10 protein-coding genes and 1 pseudogene are annotated in these 17663 nt (G+C 58.4%); 5 read left to right on the top strand and 6 right to left on the bottom strand.

Translation table 11 applies throughout. The features are described 5' to 3' along the window. Positions 1-524, top strand: a 524-nt coding sequence (locus ACP5E6_RS11185) for a tetratricopeptide repeat protein (protein WP_427954318.1), incomplete at its 5' end; no start/stop codon positions are given. A gap of 414 nt (positions 525-938) precedes the next feature. Beyond that, positions 939-2912, top strand: a complete 1974-nt coding sequence (locus ACP5E6_RS11180) for a heme lyase CcmF/NrfE family subunit (protein ID WP_427954317.1) — start codon at positions 939-941, stop codon at positions 2910-2912. Between the two features lie 440 nt (positions 2913-3352). On the opposite strand, the gene ACP5E6_RS11175 is transcribed toward ACP5E6_RS11180, so the two are convergent. Beyond that, complete coding sequence (locus ACP5E6_RS11175; RefSeq protein ID WP_427954316.1) at positions 3353-4198, bottom strand: HEAT repeat domain-containing protein; 846 nt, start codon at positions 4196-4198, stop codon at positions 3353-3355. 75 nt (positions 4199-4273) lie between these two features. Continuing rightward, positions 4274-6157 (bottom strand): DNA helicase RecQ, encoded by a 1884-nt coding sequence (gene recQ / locus ACP5E6_RS11170; protein ID WP_427954315.1) that lies wholly within the window; start codon positions 6155-6157, stop codon positions 4274-4276. A gap of 125 nt (positions 6158-6282) precedes the next feature. Here recQ and ACP5E6_RS11165 point away from each other — a divergent pair, with 125 nt between their 5' ends. Further along, a complete protein-coding gene (locus tag ACP5E6_RS11165; protein ID WP_427954314.1) occupies positions 6283-6618 on the top strand; it encodes a WGR domain-containing protein in 336 nt (111 codons plus the stop codon). Further along, entirely contained in the window at positions 6615-10784 is a 4170-nt protein-coding gene (locus tag ACP5E6_RS11160) for a DEAD/DEAH box helicase (protein WP_427954313.1), read from the top strand. The genes ACP5E6_RS11165 and ACP5E6_RS11160 overlap by 4 nt, the downstream gene beginning before the upstream one ends. Before the next feature lie 82 nt (positions 10785-10866). Here ACP5E6_RS11160 and ACP5E6_RS11155 read toward each other — a convergent pair whose 3' ends face one another. The 3 genes from ACP5E6_RS11155 to ACP5E6_RS11145 form a co-directional block, all read right to left on the bottom strand. Continuing rightward, positions 10867-11790, bottom strand: coding sequence for a ParB/RepB/Spo0J family partition protein (locus tag ACP5E6_RS11155; RefSeq protein WP_427954312.1), 924 nt, complete (start codon positions 11788-11790; stop codon positions 10867-10869). 156 nt (positions 11791-11946) lie between these two features. Further along, positions 11947-13131, bottom strand: coding sequence for an AAA family ATPase (locus tag ACP5E6_RS11150; protein ID WP_427954311.1), 1185 nt, complete (start codon positions 13129-13131; stop codon positions 11947-11949). Between the two features lie 48 nt (positions 13132-13179). Beyond that, a complete protein-coding gene (locus ACP5E6_RS11145; RefSeq protein WP_427954319.1) occupies positions 13180-14307 on the bottom strand; it encodes a replication protein RepA in 1128 nt (375 codons plus the stop codon). A 776-nt stretch (positions 14308-15083) separates the two neighbouring features. Here ACP5E6_RS11145 and ACP5E6_RS11140 point away from each other — a divergent pair. After that, positions 15084-16308: pseudogene (locus ACP5E6_RS11140) on the top strand (IS256 family transposase). 510 nt (positions 16309-16818) lie between these two features. Here the strand turns inward: ACP5E6_RS11140 and ACP5E6_RS11135 are convergent. Then, positions 16819-17663: tyrosine-type recombinase/integrase (locus ACP5E6_RS11135; RefSeq protein ID WP_427954310.1), on the bottom strand; the 845-nt coding region annotated here is incomplete at its 5' end.

Raw genomic sequence — 17663 nt, 5'->3', positions numbered from 1 at the left:
TCATGGCAAGATCGAATTTCGGTGCACGACTTGCGGCTGCGAGTTTCGGCGGGCTTGCGCTGCTGCTCGCAAGCGCACCGGCATGGGCGCAGCCGGCAGACCAGATGATGGCGGCGGCACGGGCGGGGAATGTGCAGGCGCAGACGTATCTCGGCTCAATGTATCTCAATGGTGCCGGTGTGCCGCAGAGCGATGCGATGGCCGCAAACTGGTTCGGTGATGCGGCGAAGCGCGGTGACGCCGTAGCGCAGACCAATCTGGGCCTGCTCTATCAAGAAGGGCGTGGCGTGCCGATGAACCCGGCGACCGCCGTGTTCTGGTACCGGCAGGCGGCCCATCAGGGCAATCCAGAAGCAGAGACCGATCTCGGTGAACTCTACGAGGCCGGGCAAGGTGTGCCGCGCAATTTCAACAAAGCAATCAACTGGTACCGTGCGGCGGGGAAGCAGGGTTGTGCACCGGCGCGACAGAATCTAATGCATCTCTACATCTACATGCGCTCAACGCATGGGACCACCGGTTGAGCAGCACTCATTCAGTTTCGGTCCAACGTTCAGATCGCCGCCCTGATCGCGCAGATCGATTGTAAAATGGCCTATGTACCAAGATAATTGGCCCGGATGAGAAATCTGGAAACCAAGCTCATTTTGCTACCTAAAATTGTAAACCGGCGATTGGATGGGTCAACACTCGCTGTACTCAGATCCGCATTAGCAGCACAACCCATCATGAGGTCAGCATGATGATGGCGATAAATAAATTCATCGCTCTGCACTTACCACACTAAATTGTTTTGAATATTATATCTTTATAACAAACTCACTAATTTTTTACGACATTATCTATCAAACGACTGTGATAAGGCCAAATCAGATATTTTATTTATCGATTATTACGTTACGGATAAGTGAGATAGTCATATTAATGAAGGTCTGTCCATGATTCCTGCTCTTGGTCATTTTGCATTGGTTTTGGCATTCGTGATTTCGATTGCTCAAGCCGCTCTCGGCCTATTCGGACCGCCGCTGCGTGATCGGCGAGTAATGGCTGCTCCACCCGCATTGGCGATCAGCCAATTTCTCATGCTCGCCGCATCGTTCGGGGCACTGGTTTGGGCGGGTGTAGTGTCCGACTACACGGTCCGCAACGTCGCAGACTATTCATCAAGCATGACACCCCTATTCTACCGGATTGCGGGTACTTGGGGTAATCACGATGGATCGATGCTCCTCTGGTGCCTGATCCTATCATTCTGCGGTGCCATCGTAGGGGCTTTCGGAAGGGGCATCCCTTCCAGTCTACGCGCCCGAGTGTGTGGGGTCATGGGTCTGGTTTCGACCGGATTTTTATTATTCACGCTAACCGTCTCAGATCCGTTCCAGCGAATCTGGCCACCACCTCTGCATGGCGCCGGCGTGAACCCGGTGCTCCAGAGCCCTGGTCTCGTGGTACACCCGCCGGTACTCTACGTTGGCTATGTCGGATTCTCGATCGCCTTCGCCTTCGCAGTCGCGGCGTTGATCGAAGGCCGGGTCGACGCTGCGTGGGGTCGTTGGGTCCGGCCTTGGACGCTGTTTGCCTGGACGTTTCTGACCGCCGGCATCTGCCTCGGCTCGCTCTGGTCCTACACAGTTCTTGGCTGGGGCGGCTTCTGGTTCTGGGATCCAGTAGAGAACGTCGCATTGCTTCCCTGGATTACCGGAACGGCGCTGATACATTCGGCAATTGTGGTTGAGAAGCGAGATTCGCTCAAGGTCTGGACCATCCTGCTCTCGATTACGACTTTTGCGCTTAGCCTCTGTGGCACGTTCCTAGTGCGCTCGGGGATTCTTAACTCTGTGCACTCCTTTGCGGTATCCCCGGCACAGGGTAATTTTCTGCTGGTGCTGATCAGCATCACCATCATCGCCTCGCTTATCTTGTTCGTCATCCGCGCTCCGCTACTCGCCTCAACAGGCGTTTTCGCGCCGGTGTCACGCGAGGGTGCGCTGATCCTGAATAACGTCTTCCTCTGCATCATCGCCGCAGTCGTGTTCACCGGCACGCTGTATCCGCCGTTCTCTGATCTGCTGTTCAACGTGCAACTCTCGGTCGGCGCGCCGTTCTTTGACCGCACCGTCCTGCCGCTGACTGCGCCCCTGATCATCGCGATGGCGGCAGGACCGCTGATGCCATGGAAACGGGCCGATGCGCTCGCAATCCTGCGCAAGCTCTGGCTTAGCGGTGTCGCTGCCGTCATCCTACTCGGCATCATGTTGTTCCGCGGCCACGCGGTTGCCGCCCTCGGACTTGCAGGTGCGGCCTGGGTAATTATCGGTTCTCTTGTCGACCTCGCTGAGAAGATAAGGCTATTCCGCGTTCCGCTCGGTCAATCTCTCGGTCGGGTGTTCCAGTTGCAGCGCGCCCAGATCGGCGCGATCTTGGGCCATCTCGGTTTCGGGGTCATGGTCCTGGGTATCGCGGGGATGACTCTGAGGGTCCATACGGTCACGGTGTTGCGGCCAGGCCAAAGCGTGGCACTTGGTGGCTATAGCTGGACGCTGAAATCAATCCACAAATCGACCGGCCCGGATTATACCTCCCAGCAGGCAACGGTGCTGGTGAGTCGGCATGGTAATCCTGTAATGATCCTGAAGCCTGCCCTACATTATTTCACGGAGCAGAAGACTCAGACGGTGATTGCGGCAATCAGGACCAATGGTGTTCGAAACATATTTGCAACCTTCGCGGGGTTAAGCAAATCGGGCGGTGCTGAATTTCGCTTTAATATTCACCCGTTGGCTCCTGAATTGTGGTTTGGTGGTCTCCTCATGGCAATTGGCGGAACTTTGTCATTATTCGACCGCCGGTTAAGGGTGGGTGCACCGGCCCGTCGGGCCAACACACTGGTGGATGGTTCGGCAATCCCCTAAATCCAAATTTGTTTACTCAAAAGTGACTGTGGTTTGGATTTGTGGAAGTTTCGCCTATTCGAAGACGGAGAGCACAAGCAATGGCGCACAATGTTGCGGGATTTTCGGTGGATTCATGGATCATGGACTACGTCAGGCTCAGCGTGCGGAAGGCGATATCCCCTCAACGGCACTGTCGAGATTAAGTCCATCATGCGGAGCGGATAGGACAACCACCAGCCCTCGTCCTGACGGAAATGAATGGGCGCGGGCCAAAGCGGAGACTCCCCGCGCCACGCGTGGCGGCATCAAGCGCACGGTGAACGTGCGCCCGGTGCTGAACGGCGTGATGTATGTGCTGAGAACCGACTGACATTGGCGCGCGATCCAAAAGGACCTGCCGCAGCGCCGGTGATCCGAAAGGACGCGCGACATGCCGGCAGGCATCCTCGAGCGTCAGTTCAATCGCGATCCCTAGCGATCGTGGTCCGACCAGGATCAATACGTCGGAGAATCGTCATGGCCAGACGATGCTCGCTGTCGGCAAGTGCTTGGGCGACGTGATGACGCAGATCGGGCCAAACTTCGGCAACCCGTCCCAAGGCGACAAAGCAATCGTCATCGCCGATCGCCGCCAGCGCGTCGATGGTTTCCGGCGACGGTTCGTCCTTGACCAGATGTATCAGCGTTGCCATGGCCTCAGGTCGTCCCATCAAGCCGAGGGCGATGGCGGCCTCGCGTGAAACATCGCGATGGAGATCGTCAAGGAGTTCGATCAGCCGGGGAGCAGTAGATGGCCAGAATACCGCACATCGACAGGCGCGCGCCCGAAGGTCGGGTTCGGCGGCATCCAGATTGTCGCGCACTATGCTGATCGGCAGGCGAGCCTTTAGCCGTATGGCAGCATCGAGTGCGAACGGCAGCCCGGGTTCGGCAACGACATCGCCCGCAAGCAGCCTCGCCACTGCGTCCGCGGCCTCAGGGCCGCCGATTGCCGCCAATGCCGCCAGGGCGACGGTCTGCTCGCGGACCGGACGAGACAATCCGAACCCTTTGAAACGACTGCACAGCGCTGAGAGTGCTGGAACCGCTGCCGGAAGATGTCGACGGACGGCTTCATCCGCGTAAGCCTGACAATCCCTCGACCCGGCAACCGATAAGGCAGTCAACAAATCCGCATCATCGATCCTTCGCAAATCGACACTGAGCGACGCATGCGGCACCGTCGTCACTGCCCCTGCCACATCATACCCGCTCCCGGCGAAGAGATCGCCCTGTTCAGGCACTTCCGATCCAGCCCGTCCCATGTCTCATTCCCCCGGCAGAATACGCATACCCCCAATGAAAATCAGGTCTACCCGATGAAGCCGGATTTTGCTCGATCACTCGTCCATATCTTCGTCGGGATGGTCGGGCTCTTCAAATGCCGTGATGACATCGAGGACGTTCATGCCGTAGCGATCGATTTTGGTCGTACCCATTCCTGGGATCGTTGCCAATTCTGCGAGATTATGAGGCCGAGCCTTGGCGATCGCCGCCAGTGTTTCGTCGTGGAAGATGACATAGGCGGGCAGGTTCTGGGTTTTGGCGAGATGTGCCCGCTCTGCCTTCAGCATTGCAAACAATTGGGCATCGTTTTTGCCGAGGTCAATCCGTTCGGACGTCCTGGCCACCGTCGCGGCCGCGGTGCGGGTCGCGTGATCACGCCTGAACGAGATCCCTTCCCTCCCCCGCAGAATTTGCTCTCCGCGCGAAGTGATTTTCAGCGCTCCGAAATGATCGTGATCGACGCCGAGCGCTCCCTGGACGATCAATTGCCGGAATACCGAGCCCCATACCTGCCGAGTAAATTCCTTGCCCACGCCGAACGTCGGCAACCGTTCATGCCGAAATCGCCGGATCTTCTCGGTGTTCGCTCCGAGCAGGATATCGATCAGGTGGCCGACGCCAAAATATTGACCGGTGCGCTTTGCGGCGGACATCGCCTTCTGCGCCGCGATCGCCCCGTCCCAGGTTTCAACTGGGGCCAGACAGGTATCGCAATTGCCACAAGGTTCCGCCCTCACCTCCCCGAAATGCGCCAGAAGTGCTTGCCGCCGGCACGCGGAGGTCTCGCAAACACCGAGCAGCGCATCCAGCTTCGCCCGTTCGATCCGCTTGATTTCCGGTGGAGAATGGCTTTGGTCGATCATTGAACGACGCAGCACTAGATCCTGCATGCCGTAGAGCAAGAGTGTCTCGGCGGGCAGCCCATCGCGCCCAGCCCTTCCCGTCTCCTGGTAATAGGCTTCGAGGCTTCCCGGCAGATCGAGATGAGCAACGAACCGGACGTCCGGCTTATCGATCCCCATCCCGCAGGCGATCGTCGCCACCAGGATCAGCCCTTCCTCCTTGAGAAACGCATCCTGATTACGCGATCGGATCGCGGCGTCCAGTCCGGCATGATAAGGCAACGCCCGGACACCGCTGGCCTGCAATCCGGCTGCGGTTTCGTCGACCGATTTTCGGCTCAGGCAATAGACAATTCCGCTTTCACCCTTGCGTGTCTTGAGGAAACTCATCAGCTGCCGACGAGGCTCGGTCTTCGGCATGATGGCGTAGCGGATATTGGGCCGATCGAAGCTCGCCAGGAACAGCCGTGCGTTATCGAGTTTAAGGCGACGCCGGATGTCTTCTCGCGTTTGTTGGTCAGCCGTCGCGGTGAGCGCGATCCGGGGCACTCCGGGAAACCGCGTCGCAAGATCGGCGATCTGGAGATACTCGGGCCGGAAATCATGACCGCATTGACTGACACAATGGGCTTCGTCGATCGCGATCAACGCGATCCGGGCGCCGTCGAGCATTTCCAGGAAATCCGGCATCATCAGCCGCTCGGGCGCGACGTAGAGCAGGTCGAGCTTACCGTCGCGCAACGCGGTCTTCGCCTTATGGCGTTCGCTGCCGGTCAGCGACGAGTTCAGCGTGGCGACGCGTACGCCGAGCTGACGGAGGATGTCGACCTGATTGCGCATCAAGGCAATCAATGGTGAGACGACGATGCCGACACCGTGACGGCAGATTGAGGGGATCTGGTAGCACAGCGACTTGCCGCCTCCGGTCGGCATCAGAACGATGGCGTCACCACCTGCGACCACGTGTTCGATGATCGCCTGCTGCTCACCCCGAAATCCCGGTAGCCCGAAGACCGCTTTCAGGATGCGTGACTGGTAATCGGTTTCCGGAACCGAGGAATGTTCCTCACGTGAAGCGGGGTCGGTTGTCGCCATATGCTGTGTTTACCTGAGATCTTCGATCTCGCCACCACGAGATACCGGCGTGTCGACATTACAATCAGCTGCACCGGTTGTCGGGGATTCCCTTGCGATTCGCCGTGTCGTAGACTCACTGGATCATGAACGATGTTCCAGCGACGAACGGCGTCATTCTCGAACTTCACGCCCGAGCGCCGGAGCTGAACCGGTTCCGTAGCTGGCGGATCGAGATCGATCGCGATCTGTTCGGCCTGCTCAACGCCAGGATCACATATGGACGGATCGGAACGACGGGGCGCACACGCCGGTGGGATTTCGAGAACGACGCGGCGGCAGCAAGGTTTCTGCGGGCAAAGCTGCGGCGCCGGGCCAGCGGCACGAAGCGGCGCGGGGCTGTCTATCGAATCGTCGAAGTTAGCGCCACCGCCGCCCCTTTCATCCACCCGCTCTTGCCGATAGATCAATTGACGACATGAACGACAATGCGAAATCCCCTGCGGCATCAGATCTGTGGCAGATCTATCTGGATTGCCCCGCCGACCTGAAGACGGTGATGCGGATCGAGGCCCTTAGTGCACCCTCATCCGATCAATATCGTCTTGCCGGTCATCTTGCACATAGCGATCTACCGGGACCGAAAGGGAAGCCCTGGTCCTACAATGCGGTCCGTCTGGCCTTCGATGGCCTGCGGCGCAAGGGGCTGATCACGACGCGCGAGGGCTGCAAGCCGATCCTCCTGCATCCCGTCACGGTCGATGCGATGACGTCGCCGGAGGCTGCGGACATCCTCGCTATCGTCAATGCCGCTTATACCAACTCCTACGCGCAGATGCTTGGGGGAGCTGGCCGCTATCAGGGTGATTACGCCGCGCTCGTCCGCATGCTGCGTCACGCGATCTACTGCAACGACGGTGAGCAATTCGCGGCATTATGCGCATTTCATGACAAGCATTGCGTTCCTCACAGCTCGACGAAATTGCTGGCGACACTGTTCTCAGCCACGCCGATCGGGATCGACTGGCTGCGCAGTCGCCAGCCCCTGATCCAGATTGGCCTGTTCAAGGCAAAGCTGGACGCGCGGTTCGAGATGCATGACACAACGCCCGATCTCGATTCGCTACGGACTTATTTCAGAACCGTCCAGGATGAGGAAGGGTTTGGGGCTTTGGTCCCCCCATTGCTCAACGACGATCTGTTGGCGGGGCGGATCGACGAAGCTCGGAACCGTCTGGCGCGATTGCCCGACCCCACAGCCGTCGAGGCATTGTGCGCTACCGCGGCGTTCCAGTTTCTTACTGGTCAGGCTGATGTGGCGCGTCAGTCATATCGCGCCGCGTTGAAACGCCTGCGCAAGGATCGTGGCCGGCGGAAAGCTTTTCTCGAGGATTTCCACGGTTTGTTGTTTCTGCTCAGCCTGATCGAGGCCAATGACGCGGTCGTGCATCATGAGATCAGCACCTATCTCGATGGTCTTCTGTCTACAGAGGCCCGTCAGATCGGTGCCTATCGGAGCGTTCAGGCCCTGCTCTGGCTGAGCCAGGGGTTCGATTCCAAGGCATCTGGCTTCATCAAGATGCTCCGACGGGACATTCCCTTACTGCCGCTCGATCTCGCCATGCGTGCCCTCGCCGAGTTCGCGATCGATCCTGAAATATCCCGCAAACACCGTGAAGCCCTGGCAACCGAATTCGGGCGTCTGAATGAACGCTTCCCGTTGTTCGCACGGATTCACGCTGAGATCCTGGTTGAGATCGCGCCTGATCCCGCCCCCTACCAAGCGTATCTTGCGAACGTGGGTGCCTCGATCACCCTGCGGTTCACTCAACTCATGCGCCTCCAGGAACCCTGGCAGCGCGCCCTCGATAATTTGGAAGCGCTATTGGGAGCACGACCTTCACGACCCGATCCCTCGGCATCCCGAGAAGGGCCTGGAAAGCGACTCGCCTGGTTCGTCGATCCCGTCAGCAAGGTGATCGACGTCGTCGAGCAGACGGCAAAGGGTGCCGGCTGGTCTGATGGTCGGCCGATCGCCCTGAAGCGGCTGCACGAGCATGACCCCCGCCTCACCTATCTGACTGCCGAAGATCGCGCCGGTCTGGTCGGGTTGCGCCGAGAAGCCGCCGGCTGGGGAGACAGCGAGGTCTATTATTTCGACCCGGTCCGCGTGCTGCCGGCACTGGTGGGCCATCCAGCGGTCTTCGATGCGCGGCAGCGGTCCCGCCCGATCGAACTCGTCGCCTATCCGCTGGAACTGGTTATCAGCAAAAAGGGAAAGAACTTTCATCTCGCGCTATCCCATACCGCCGACGAACCGGCTGTCTTCCTCGAAGCGGAAACCCCAACCCGCTATCGGGTAATTGAGTTTCCGAGACGTCTGCTGTCGATCCAGGATATTCTTGGCCGGCACGGCCTGACGGTGCCGATCAAGGCGCGGGATCAGTTGATTGCCTTAATCCGCGGTACCAACCCGACGCTGCCGATCCGCGCCGAGCTCGAAGAACTCGATCAGGAGGTTCAGCCTGGCGTCTCAATGCCGGTCGTTCAGATTATCCCGCAGAACGGCGGCATGAGGCTCAATCTCATGGTGCGGCCGATCGGCGTTGAAGGACCGGCCTACGTCGCCGGCCTTGGCGGGCGTTCCGTGTTGACCACGATCGCGGGCAAGCAGATCCGTGTGAGCCGTGACCTCGAGGCCGAGATCGCCGCACGTGATGCGCTCATCACCGCCTGCCCGACCTTGCGAGATCGTCGCGGCGCGGAGGTTCATGAATGGGTGATCGATGATCCTGAGGGTAGCCTCGAATGCCTGCTCGAGCTGCAGTCCTATCCCCATACGATTGCGATCGAATGGCCTGAGGGTCAGCGGATTCGGGTTCACGCTGCCTCGTCCGATCGAATGAAGGTGAAGATCAGCCGCGATCGCGACTGGTTCAATGTCGACGGAACCATCACTCTCGATGAGGATCGCGTTCTGGAGATGCAGTTTTTGCTCGACCGACTGAGCCGCGCCCAGGGGCGGTTCGTCAAGCTGGAGGATGGCAGTTTCGTTGCGCTCACGCACCAGATGCAGAGCCAGCTGCAGAAGCTTTCTGCTGTCTCTGAAACGCATCGGTCTGGACGACGGGTCCACGCGCTGGGTGCTGCCGCACTGGATGCAGCGTTAGCAGAGGGCGGCGTTATCACCGCCGATGCCGCCTGGAAGCGGCAGATCCAGCGAATCACCGCGGCCGAGGGCTGGTCCCCTGCCCCGCCGGCTCATCTTCAGGCGGACCTTCGCGATTATCAGATGGATGGTTTCGTCTGGCTGTCGCGCCTCGCCCGCTGGGGAGCAGGCGCCTGCCTCGCCGACGACATGGGGCTCGGCAAGACCGTCCAGACGATCGCCGTGCTGCTCGAACATGCGCAAAAGGGCCCCTGCCTTGTTGTTGCCCCAACCTCAGTTTGTCCCAACTGGGGCGCGGAACTACGGCGGTTCGCTCCGACGCTTTCAGTCCATCGTCTTTCGACGGGCAGCGATCGTGCCGCGCTCATTGCTGCTCTTGGGGCAAACGACATACTGATCTGCAGCTATGGATTGCTGCATCAGGAAAGCGCGCCGCTCGCCGACGTTAAGTGGTCGATGGTTGCGCTGGACGAGGCTCAGGCGATCAAGAACGCCGATACCAAGCGCGCGCAAGCCAGCCTGTCGCTCCAGGCGGCGTTCCGCGTGGTGCTGACCGGAACGCCAGTTGAAAATTACCTCGATGAATTGTGGAGTCTGTTTAACTTCCTCAATCCCGGCCTGTTAGGATCACGCGAGGCGTTTCAGAAGCGGTTCGCCGTTCCGATCGAGCGGGATCGCGATCCAAAAGCGCGTCAGGCGTTGCGGACCCTGATACGGCCGTTTCTGCTGCGCCGAACCAAGGCCGCAGTGCTGAGCGAACTGCCGCCTCGCACCGAACAGACGATCGTGGTGGAGATGAACGAGGCCGAGCGCGTTTTCTACGAGGCGCTCCGCCGCCAGGCACTGGACAGCCTCGCCGCCCTGGACGCTCAGCCCGGCAAGCGTAAGATCCACATTCTAGCTGAGATCACGCGTCTGCGGCGGGCCTGTTGCAACCCGGCGCTGATTGATGCGGACGCTTCGGTGCCAAGCAGCAAGCTCGAGACCTTTCTGGGCCTAGTCGAGGAGTTGATCCGCAACCGGCATCGGGCGCTCGTGTTCAGCCAGTTCGTCGGCCATCTCGGTCTGATCCGCGCTGCACTGGATCAGCGTGGCATCAGCTATGAATATCTCGATGGCAGCACGCCGGCAGCCGATCGGGAGCGCAGGGTAGCTGCGTTCCAGTCCGGGCAGTCCGATTTGTTTCTGATCAGCCTGCGTGCCGGCGGCACCGGATTGAACCTGACAGCGGCAGATTATGTGGTTCATCTTGACCCCTGGTGGAACCCGGCCGTCGAAGACCAAGCCTCGGATCGTGCCCACCGCATCGGTCAAGAACGGCCGGTAACGATCTATCGGCTGATCATGGAAGGCAGCATCGAGGAGCGCATCCTCAATTTGCACCGGGACAAGCGCGATCTTGCCTCCGAACTGCTCGAAGGCGGCGAGGTCGCTGGCCGTCTGACCGAGGATGAATTGATCGATCTGATTCGGGTTTAAAACCTAACTATATTACGCTCGTCAGTCGCGTTGACGTCCAATAAATAATTTCAACTGAATAAACGACATAATAGCGGCTGCACTAATTTTTATTGGACAGTTCTTCGAGCAAACGAGTGATCGCACTCAATACATCGTTTCGTTCAAACTTGTTGGGTGTAGGCACAACAATGGTTAAGCTGCCACTCTTTCGCGACCTCATCCCCCGTGCGATCAGAATGCCGCTCTCGCTTCTCACCGTGCGCTCCAAAGGCATCGCGCCACGCCGGACGCCTGTAGTACGCTTTGAAGCCGCAACGAGGCGTTCGAGAACCGCAGCAGGTGTCAGTTGATGCAGACCGGACGCCCCACGTTCTTGCTGCTCCTGCGCGATTTTGGCCGCTTCGCTGATCAGAAGCGGGCGGATTGGGTCCTTCCTCAGCAGTGGTGCCAATACTGCGCCATGACTTACACCAATGACATGGGGTGAACCGAAGCTTCGCAGTATCTCGGCAGGCAGCCTCGCGAGCTCCAAGTAACGGCTTAGCCAACTTTTGCTGACTTCGAGGCGTTCTGCCATCGTCTGCTGGCTACCGCGATAGTATCGGTCAACCGCCCGTAGATAATCAGATGCACGTTCATAATCTGAGAGGTCGCGACGGCTGCGATTCTCAAGATCGGCCAATCGAAAGGCCTCTTCGTCTGTTAATTCTCGTGGTTCCACAAGGAACCGGAACTCAGGATAATTATGGTTGCGCATCCAAGACGCAGACCAGTGCCGCCGGGCTCCGCAGATCACTTCATAGTCGAACGCGTGATCGTCCTTGACGCGGCGAACGATCGCCGGGACCTCCTGTCTCCCTTGAGCCTTGAAGCTCTCGATAAGATCATTGCAGTTTTCTTCTGACAATGCGTCATAATCGCGGTTATGATCTCCCCAAATTCGGCAGCGCGCGGGGTCGACCAACTCGTGAACCCGCGACACAACGGAACCGCCCGCTAATTGCGCCAGACGGTTATCACGCATTTCGAGAATCCCGGTCTTTGGTGGCAATCGTGTCGCTCCTGGTGACGCGGACGATGGCCCCGTAAGGCCCGCCGCAAATCCCTTGTTCCCAACCGCCATGTTCTTGCCCTTCAGTATCAATGAGTTAGTTGCCAATTGCAGAGCTGCAACTGCTTATCATAGCACGCCCTCGCCGCGGAGTTTTTCTTCCTGACTTTTCCAAGTCAACCGGATCAATGTCTCAATTTCTTCATTCACACCGTTAAGGTATGTCATGCACCGGTTGTAAGTTTCTCGTGATGTAACCGGGCCGTCGAGTTCGTAAACGGTCATCAAACGAGCCGATGCGTTATCAATTTCGGCGCTGTCCTTAATAGAAGTGCGCAACATGAGGTCACCAAACAAGCTACGCATCAGCGTCATAAGTTCGCGTTGCATGGATTTCTGCTCATCTGCCCGGGTAGCAACCAACCTCATCCATGAAAGGTTTATCGGCAGGTTACCGGCCTCGAGTGCTTGCATCGTTTCGACCAGCATTCCGAAAAAACTTGTCGTGGAGGTGAAATCAACTACGGTGGGCGGGATTGGCACCAACAGCGCGTTGGCGGCGCGCATCACCGACAACGAGATAGTACCCAAGGCTGGCGGTGGGTCGAGGATAACGACGTCAAAATGGTCGCCGATCGTCTCAATTCCTTCGGCAAGCCGGTTGAGGAGTTGCGGCCCACCTCGGGCAATGCGCGCAGCGAGTTCATATTCGGCTGCATACAGTTTCAGATTGGCTGGTATCAGATACAAGCCATCCCAATGCGTTTCCCGGACGGCATATGCAAGGCTGCCCATCTCTGCGCTTCGGATGAACGGGTAAAGGGTCGCTTCCTCTTCGATATCGAGATCAGGCACATAGCCAAAGAGGGCAGTTGTAGACCCTTGGCTGTCACAGTCGATTAGACAGACACGGTAACCTTGAATTGCCAGGTATTGCGCCAAATGCGCAGAGACGGTTGATTTCCCGACACCTCCTTTGAAATTCTGAACCGCGAGGACTGCCAGGGGATCTCCAGCAACGCGCCACGGTCGAGTACCGAATAATTCTCGCATCTTATTTATCTCAGCAAGAGTGTAGCCGATGCGCCGATTGCTCGACGTCCGTTCGATGGCGGGCAGGCGGCCGTCCTTCTCTGCATCCCGGATCGCCGCCGCACTTCGACCAACCAATGCAGCAGTTCTGGTAATCGAGAACCTCGGGCTCAACCGTTGCTGCCGTTGACCATCTTGGCTGCGGGAACGGAGTGAGTTCAGCACGTCGAGAGACCGTTCAAAGAGGTTCGTTATGGCTCCGGTGGTTGCGTGCACGTCCATCTGTTTCATCTCATAGTTGGTGAGGGCATAAAATCAGGCTAGATTGTCCTATACTGGACGTACTCGCACCCTGACGGTTTCGGTGATCCCGGCCGTTTGTCCGGCTTTTCTAATTTCCGTATCAAAATGAGTGCCAATCCAACTAGCCTTGAAATGGGTTTCTGCTAGGAGCACCCACTGGCCCTCGACAATTTCCATTGTCACGCCTCGCAGCCACGCCTTGGCAACTGCGACACCCAAAGCCTCATTCAAAGCCTGGAGAAAAGTTTCCGCGGTGGATGATGAGTGTGCAAGCGTATCTCCCAATTGTCCTTTGCTTTCAACTCTATCGTTTACCGTACCTTTTCCATCGGTGGTCGCGACTAGAGCTAAGCCGCGTACCGGTTTCTGATGCAGAGGTGGCGGGGATGAGTGTAATTTGATCAGCCCCGTGCCAAAGTCCGCCTTTGCCTCTGGGTATACTGCGGATACATTTCGATCCCAGGCGTCTCGAATCGTTTGACGAAATTTGCGGATATTTTTCCCGTCATTGCCAAAATGGACCGCTAATTGTGACCAGGTTAGGGTTGCTGGACGGCTACCGGCAATCCTAGGTAACCGGTAGGCTAGCCAAGTATAGAGATCGAGAGCAGTCGCCGAATCACGCAATTGACGGATTGCATGCTCGTTCAATGGCACCGCGTGATCTTTCAGATGCCCGAAGAAGCCTTCCGTCATAATAATCTGGCGCATGAAGGACCCAGCTTTGCGGTCGACTCCAACATACTCGTTGCTCAGCTTGATTTCGCGAATGCCGAATTCATGGTCGCCGTTTGCTTTGTCATTGTCCCAGCGGATCATCCACTCGCAGGCGAGCAATCTATCAAGTTGTTCCCGCAAGAGAGTGGCAGATCCTCGGGGACCATAGCTGAAGGTTCGGTACCCCATTCGGCGCATCCAATCTGTGAAATTGTCGCCGAGCGCAATGTGGCGTGACTTAGTTCGGACGGCTTCTGTCATTATGTGGATCAGTATGAGGCGCGGCATCGTGCCATAGGGAACGCCAATGCTTTGTAGTTGTTGGGTACCATTGAGTCTGGTCACCACCGATTTTGGGGTTATTACGAGAGTATATTGTCCGTCTTGCCGAATAATCGGCAACTGATCATCGTGCGGACGTCGAACTGGCAAGGACATTGCGCAAAGTGCGGAGTGTAGAAAACTGGGTGTGGGAGTCTCCTGTGCGACGGCGGAGACACGATCAAACAGGTCGGGCTGTCCAGCATCCCGCGCGATTGCACTTGCCACATCAGGGCCGTGGCGTACCAGAGCAAGATGTACCTGTTGCCCTAAGGGGGACGTTGTGGTCACACGGAAAACTCCGATTCTGAGACGCGATAGGCAATGTTGGTACCACAAGTGTGGGGAAATGCCCACCAACTTTTGCAATTAGAAGCAGTTGTCGCCTGAAAGCGAAAGCTGACCGATGATCTTGGTTCAATTTAAGATGGTTGTTCCCAGGATCCTCTCAGGATTTTCTGAGGAAAATAATGCTTTAGGTATAGTACCTTTTCCATCGGACCTAAGTGCGAGTCGCGTACCGCTGTCATCGGCGGGACTCGAACATGGCGTACGACGCGCATCGCTGACACGTACCAAGTTCATCGGTTCGAATACTGCGTACCCTTTGCATCGGTCGTTTGGCAGTTGAAGCCAATTGGATGCGACTGGAATAAGACGAAGAGACGATGTCCGGAAAATCCTGGCGAATCGCGACCGTGCTGATGGCCATCAGTGTGCAAGGAAACCGGTCAGCCGATCTTCGCGACACATGCTATGTCGAGAGCACCGTATGGCTCGAAGCCCATGCGGCTATTACAGTTATGGGGCGTGCCCCCAGCGGTGGTCATCGTTGGTCTTTGGTTATGGTTGGAAATCCAAACCACCAACACTGACCCGAGGAGATCACAACGATGACCGGTCCGACTATGGCCCTTCGCGTGCTGCTGGAGAAGAGTTCCGATGCCGATCTGTTGCGTGAGATGGTGGGTTGCACCGCCCAACGCCTGATGGAACTTGAGGCCGAGAGCCTGACCGGCGCGCCCTACGGCAAACGCAGCGAGGAGCACGTCAACCAGCAACGGATACCGCGACCGCATTTGGGAAACCCGTGCCGCTACGATCGAGCTGCGCGTGCCCAAATTGCGCCACGCCAGTTGCTTTCCGGCCTTCCTCGAACCCCGCCGGATGGCCGAGAAGGCGCTCGCGGCCGTGATCCAGGGTTGAACCGCGAAGCGGATCAACGATGTCCAGGGCGTGTTGACCCGCTCGGTCGACGAGCTCGTGCAATCCTTCGGCATGAGCGGCATCAGCAAAAGCCAGGTCTTCCGCCTGTGCGGCGAAATCGACGGCAAGATCGACGGATTCCTAAACTGCCCCCTGAAGGGCGACTGGCCGTATGTGTGGCTAGACGCGACCTATCTGAAGGTGCGCGAGGCCGGCCGGATCGTTTCGATCGCCGTGAACATCGCAACCGGCGTCAATGGTGATGGCCGGCGCGAAGTGCTCGGCATGGTGATCGACGCGTCCAAGGCGGAGACGTTCTGGACCGAATTCCTCCGAAGCCTCGCCCGCCGCGGCCTTCGCGGGGTCAAGCTGGCGATCTCGGATGCCCTTGAAGGTCTAAAGGCCGCGATCGCCAAGGTGTTGCACGCCACCTGGCAGCATTCGCAGGTGTACGCGACGCGCAACATGCTTCCCTCCGCGGGCTTTCCACCAACTTCGCCGGCGGAACCTTGGCCAGATCTGCTCATGCCGGCCGCCAGGGCCGCGGTGTTGTTTCTGCCTTCGTTGGAAATTGACTTCGTCCAGGATGATGCGGCCAGCGCTAGCGCCCAGTGGTGCCAGGTCGACGACCAACTGCGCCCCATGACCGGCAGGCTTGCCGCAATGATGCGTGACAGGGAGAAAGACGTCCTGGCCTACGTGATGTCCCCCAAAGGACGTCACACCAAGATCAGTTCCACCAACCCCATCAAGCAGGTCAACAGTGAAATCAAACGCTGCACCGACGTCGTCGGCATATTCCACAACGAAGGCGCAATCCGCCGGCTCGTCGGCGCCATCCGGTTCGAACAAAACGATGAGTGGGGCGTGCGTCGCGGACGCTATTACTCGCAGGGAACAAACGCCAGTTAATGCGATCAACCCATCATCAAGCTGTCTGGCGCAGCAGCCTGATAAACCCGACCAACCCAGCCGGAGAGCGCGATGAGGTGACCATTTCTACACCATGCATGGGCGCACGATCGATTTATGGTTTTAAGGTGCTTTCAGCGATGTTGTGTAGGCGTGACCAACGCCCAAACGATCTAGCGCGTCATCGTCGTGTATGCTTCGAGTTTTGGTGCAGTTGCAAGTCTGCAACTCCGTGAAAAGCGCAAGTGCTGCGCTAGTTTTTTGCGATCTGAGGTATTTATTGGACCGCGAAAAGCGGATGCCCTTCGTGTAGTTCGCCTAATTCAAGATATTCGCAGAGTATACCGTACGATTTATGGCGACCGATCTGGTTTAGCCGGGCAGGGGGGGCGCCGACTTCCATCCTATTGGTCAGTGCACGCCTGTACCCCCCGTTCACTCCGCTTGAACACGGCGATTGTCGCCCGGTGCTGTACGATCAGCACGATAGATTTTTGCGACCTGAGGTATTTACAGGACTCCGGAAAGCGGGTGCCCTTCGAACAGGTCGCCGAACTCCAGATATTCGCCGAGCATGGCGTAGGATTTATGCCGACCGAGCCGCTTCAGGCGGGCCGGGTGGGCGCCAGCTTCCATTCCGCTCGTCAGTGCGCCGCGCTTGAGACTGTGGCCGCCGAGGTCACGCCGCTTAAATCCGGCATTTATCGCCCGGTGCTGCACGATCAGCGCGATGCTCTGGGCGGTGAGGGCGTTCGTCCCGAGTCGCATCGCCGGTTGCTCATGGGCAGTTGCGGTCGTCCAGCGTAGCGGCGGCTGCCAGATCCGACGGAATAATGGGCCGCTGGTGATCCCTGAGGCGGCCTGCCAGCGTGTGATGGCGCGGACTGGGCAGAGATCGGTATCGCCGAAGGGGAGGGGTACGGTGACTGCCTGTGTCTGCTCGCCTTTGGTCTGGGGCAGGGTCAGCCGGATCCCGCGTGTCGTGGCTTCGAGGTGTTCGACCCGGATGGCCGCCAGTTCCGAGCGCCGCAGCGCCCCGGCGAACCCGACCAGGATCACTGCGATGTCGCGCAGACCGCGCAGATCGTCTTGGATCGGCGTGATCAAACGGCGGATCACCGGGGCAGTCGCTGCGACCTTCTTGCGTTTCGTCTCACCGCGTCCGGCGGCCTCGCGCTGAATACCCGCCATGGTGTCCGATACACAGACATCATCGGTCGGCACCGGGTGGCCGGCAGCGCGGTGCAGGTAGCGTATGGCCGCTCGACGGAGTTTCAGTGTCTCGGGGGACAGGTCCCGGCCGCGCTCATCGGCAAGGAAGGCGGCGACATCGGCACCGGAGGCGGGGAGGGGGG

Origin of the sequence: Acidiphilium sp. (genome assembly GCF_049977125.1) — a bacterium.
Lineage (GTDB): Bacteria > Pseudomonadota > Alphaproteobacteria > Acetobacterales > Acetobacteraceae > Acidiphilium.
This window is presented reverse-complemented; position numbering and strand designations above follow the sequence as displayed.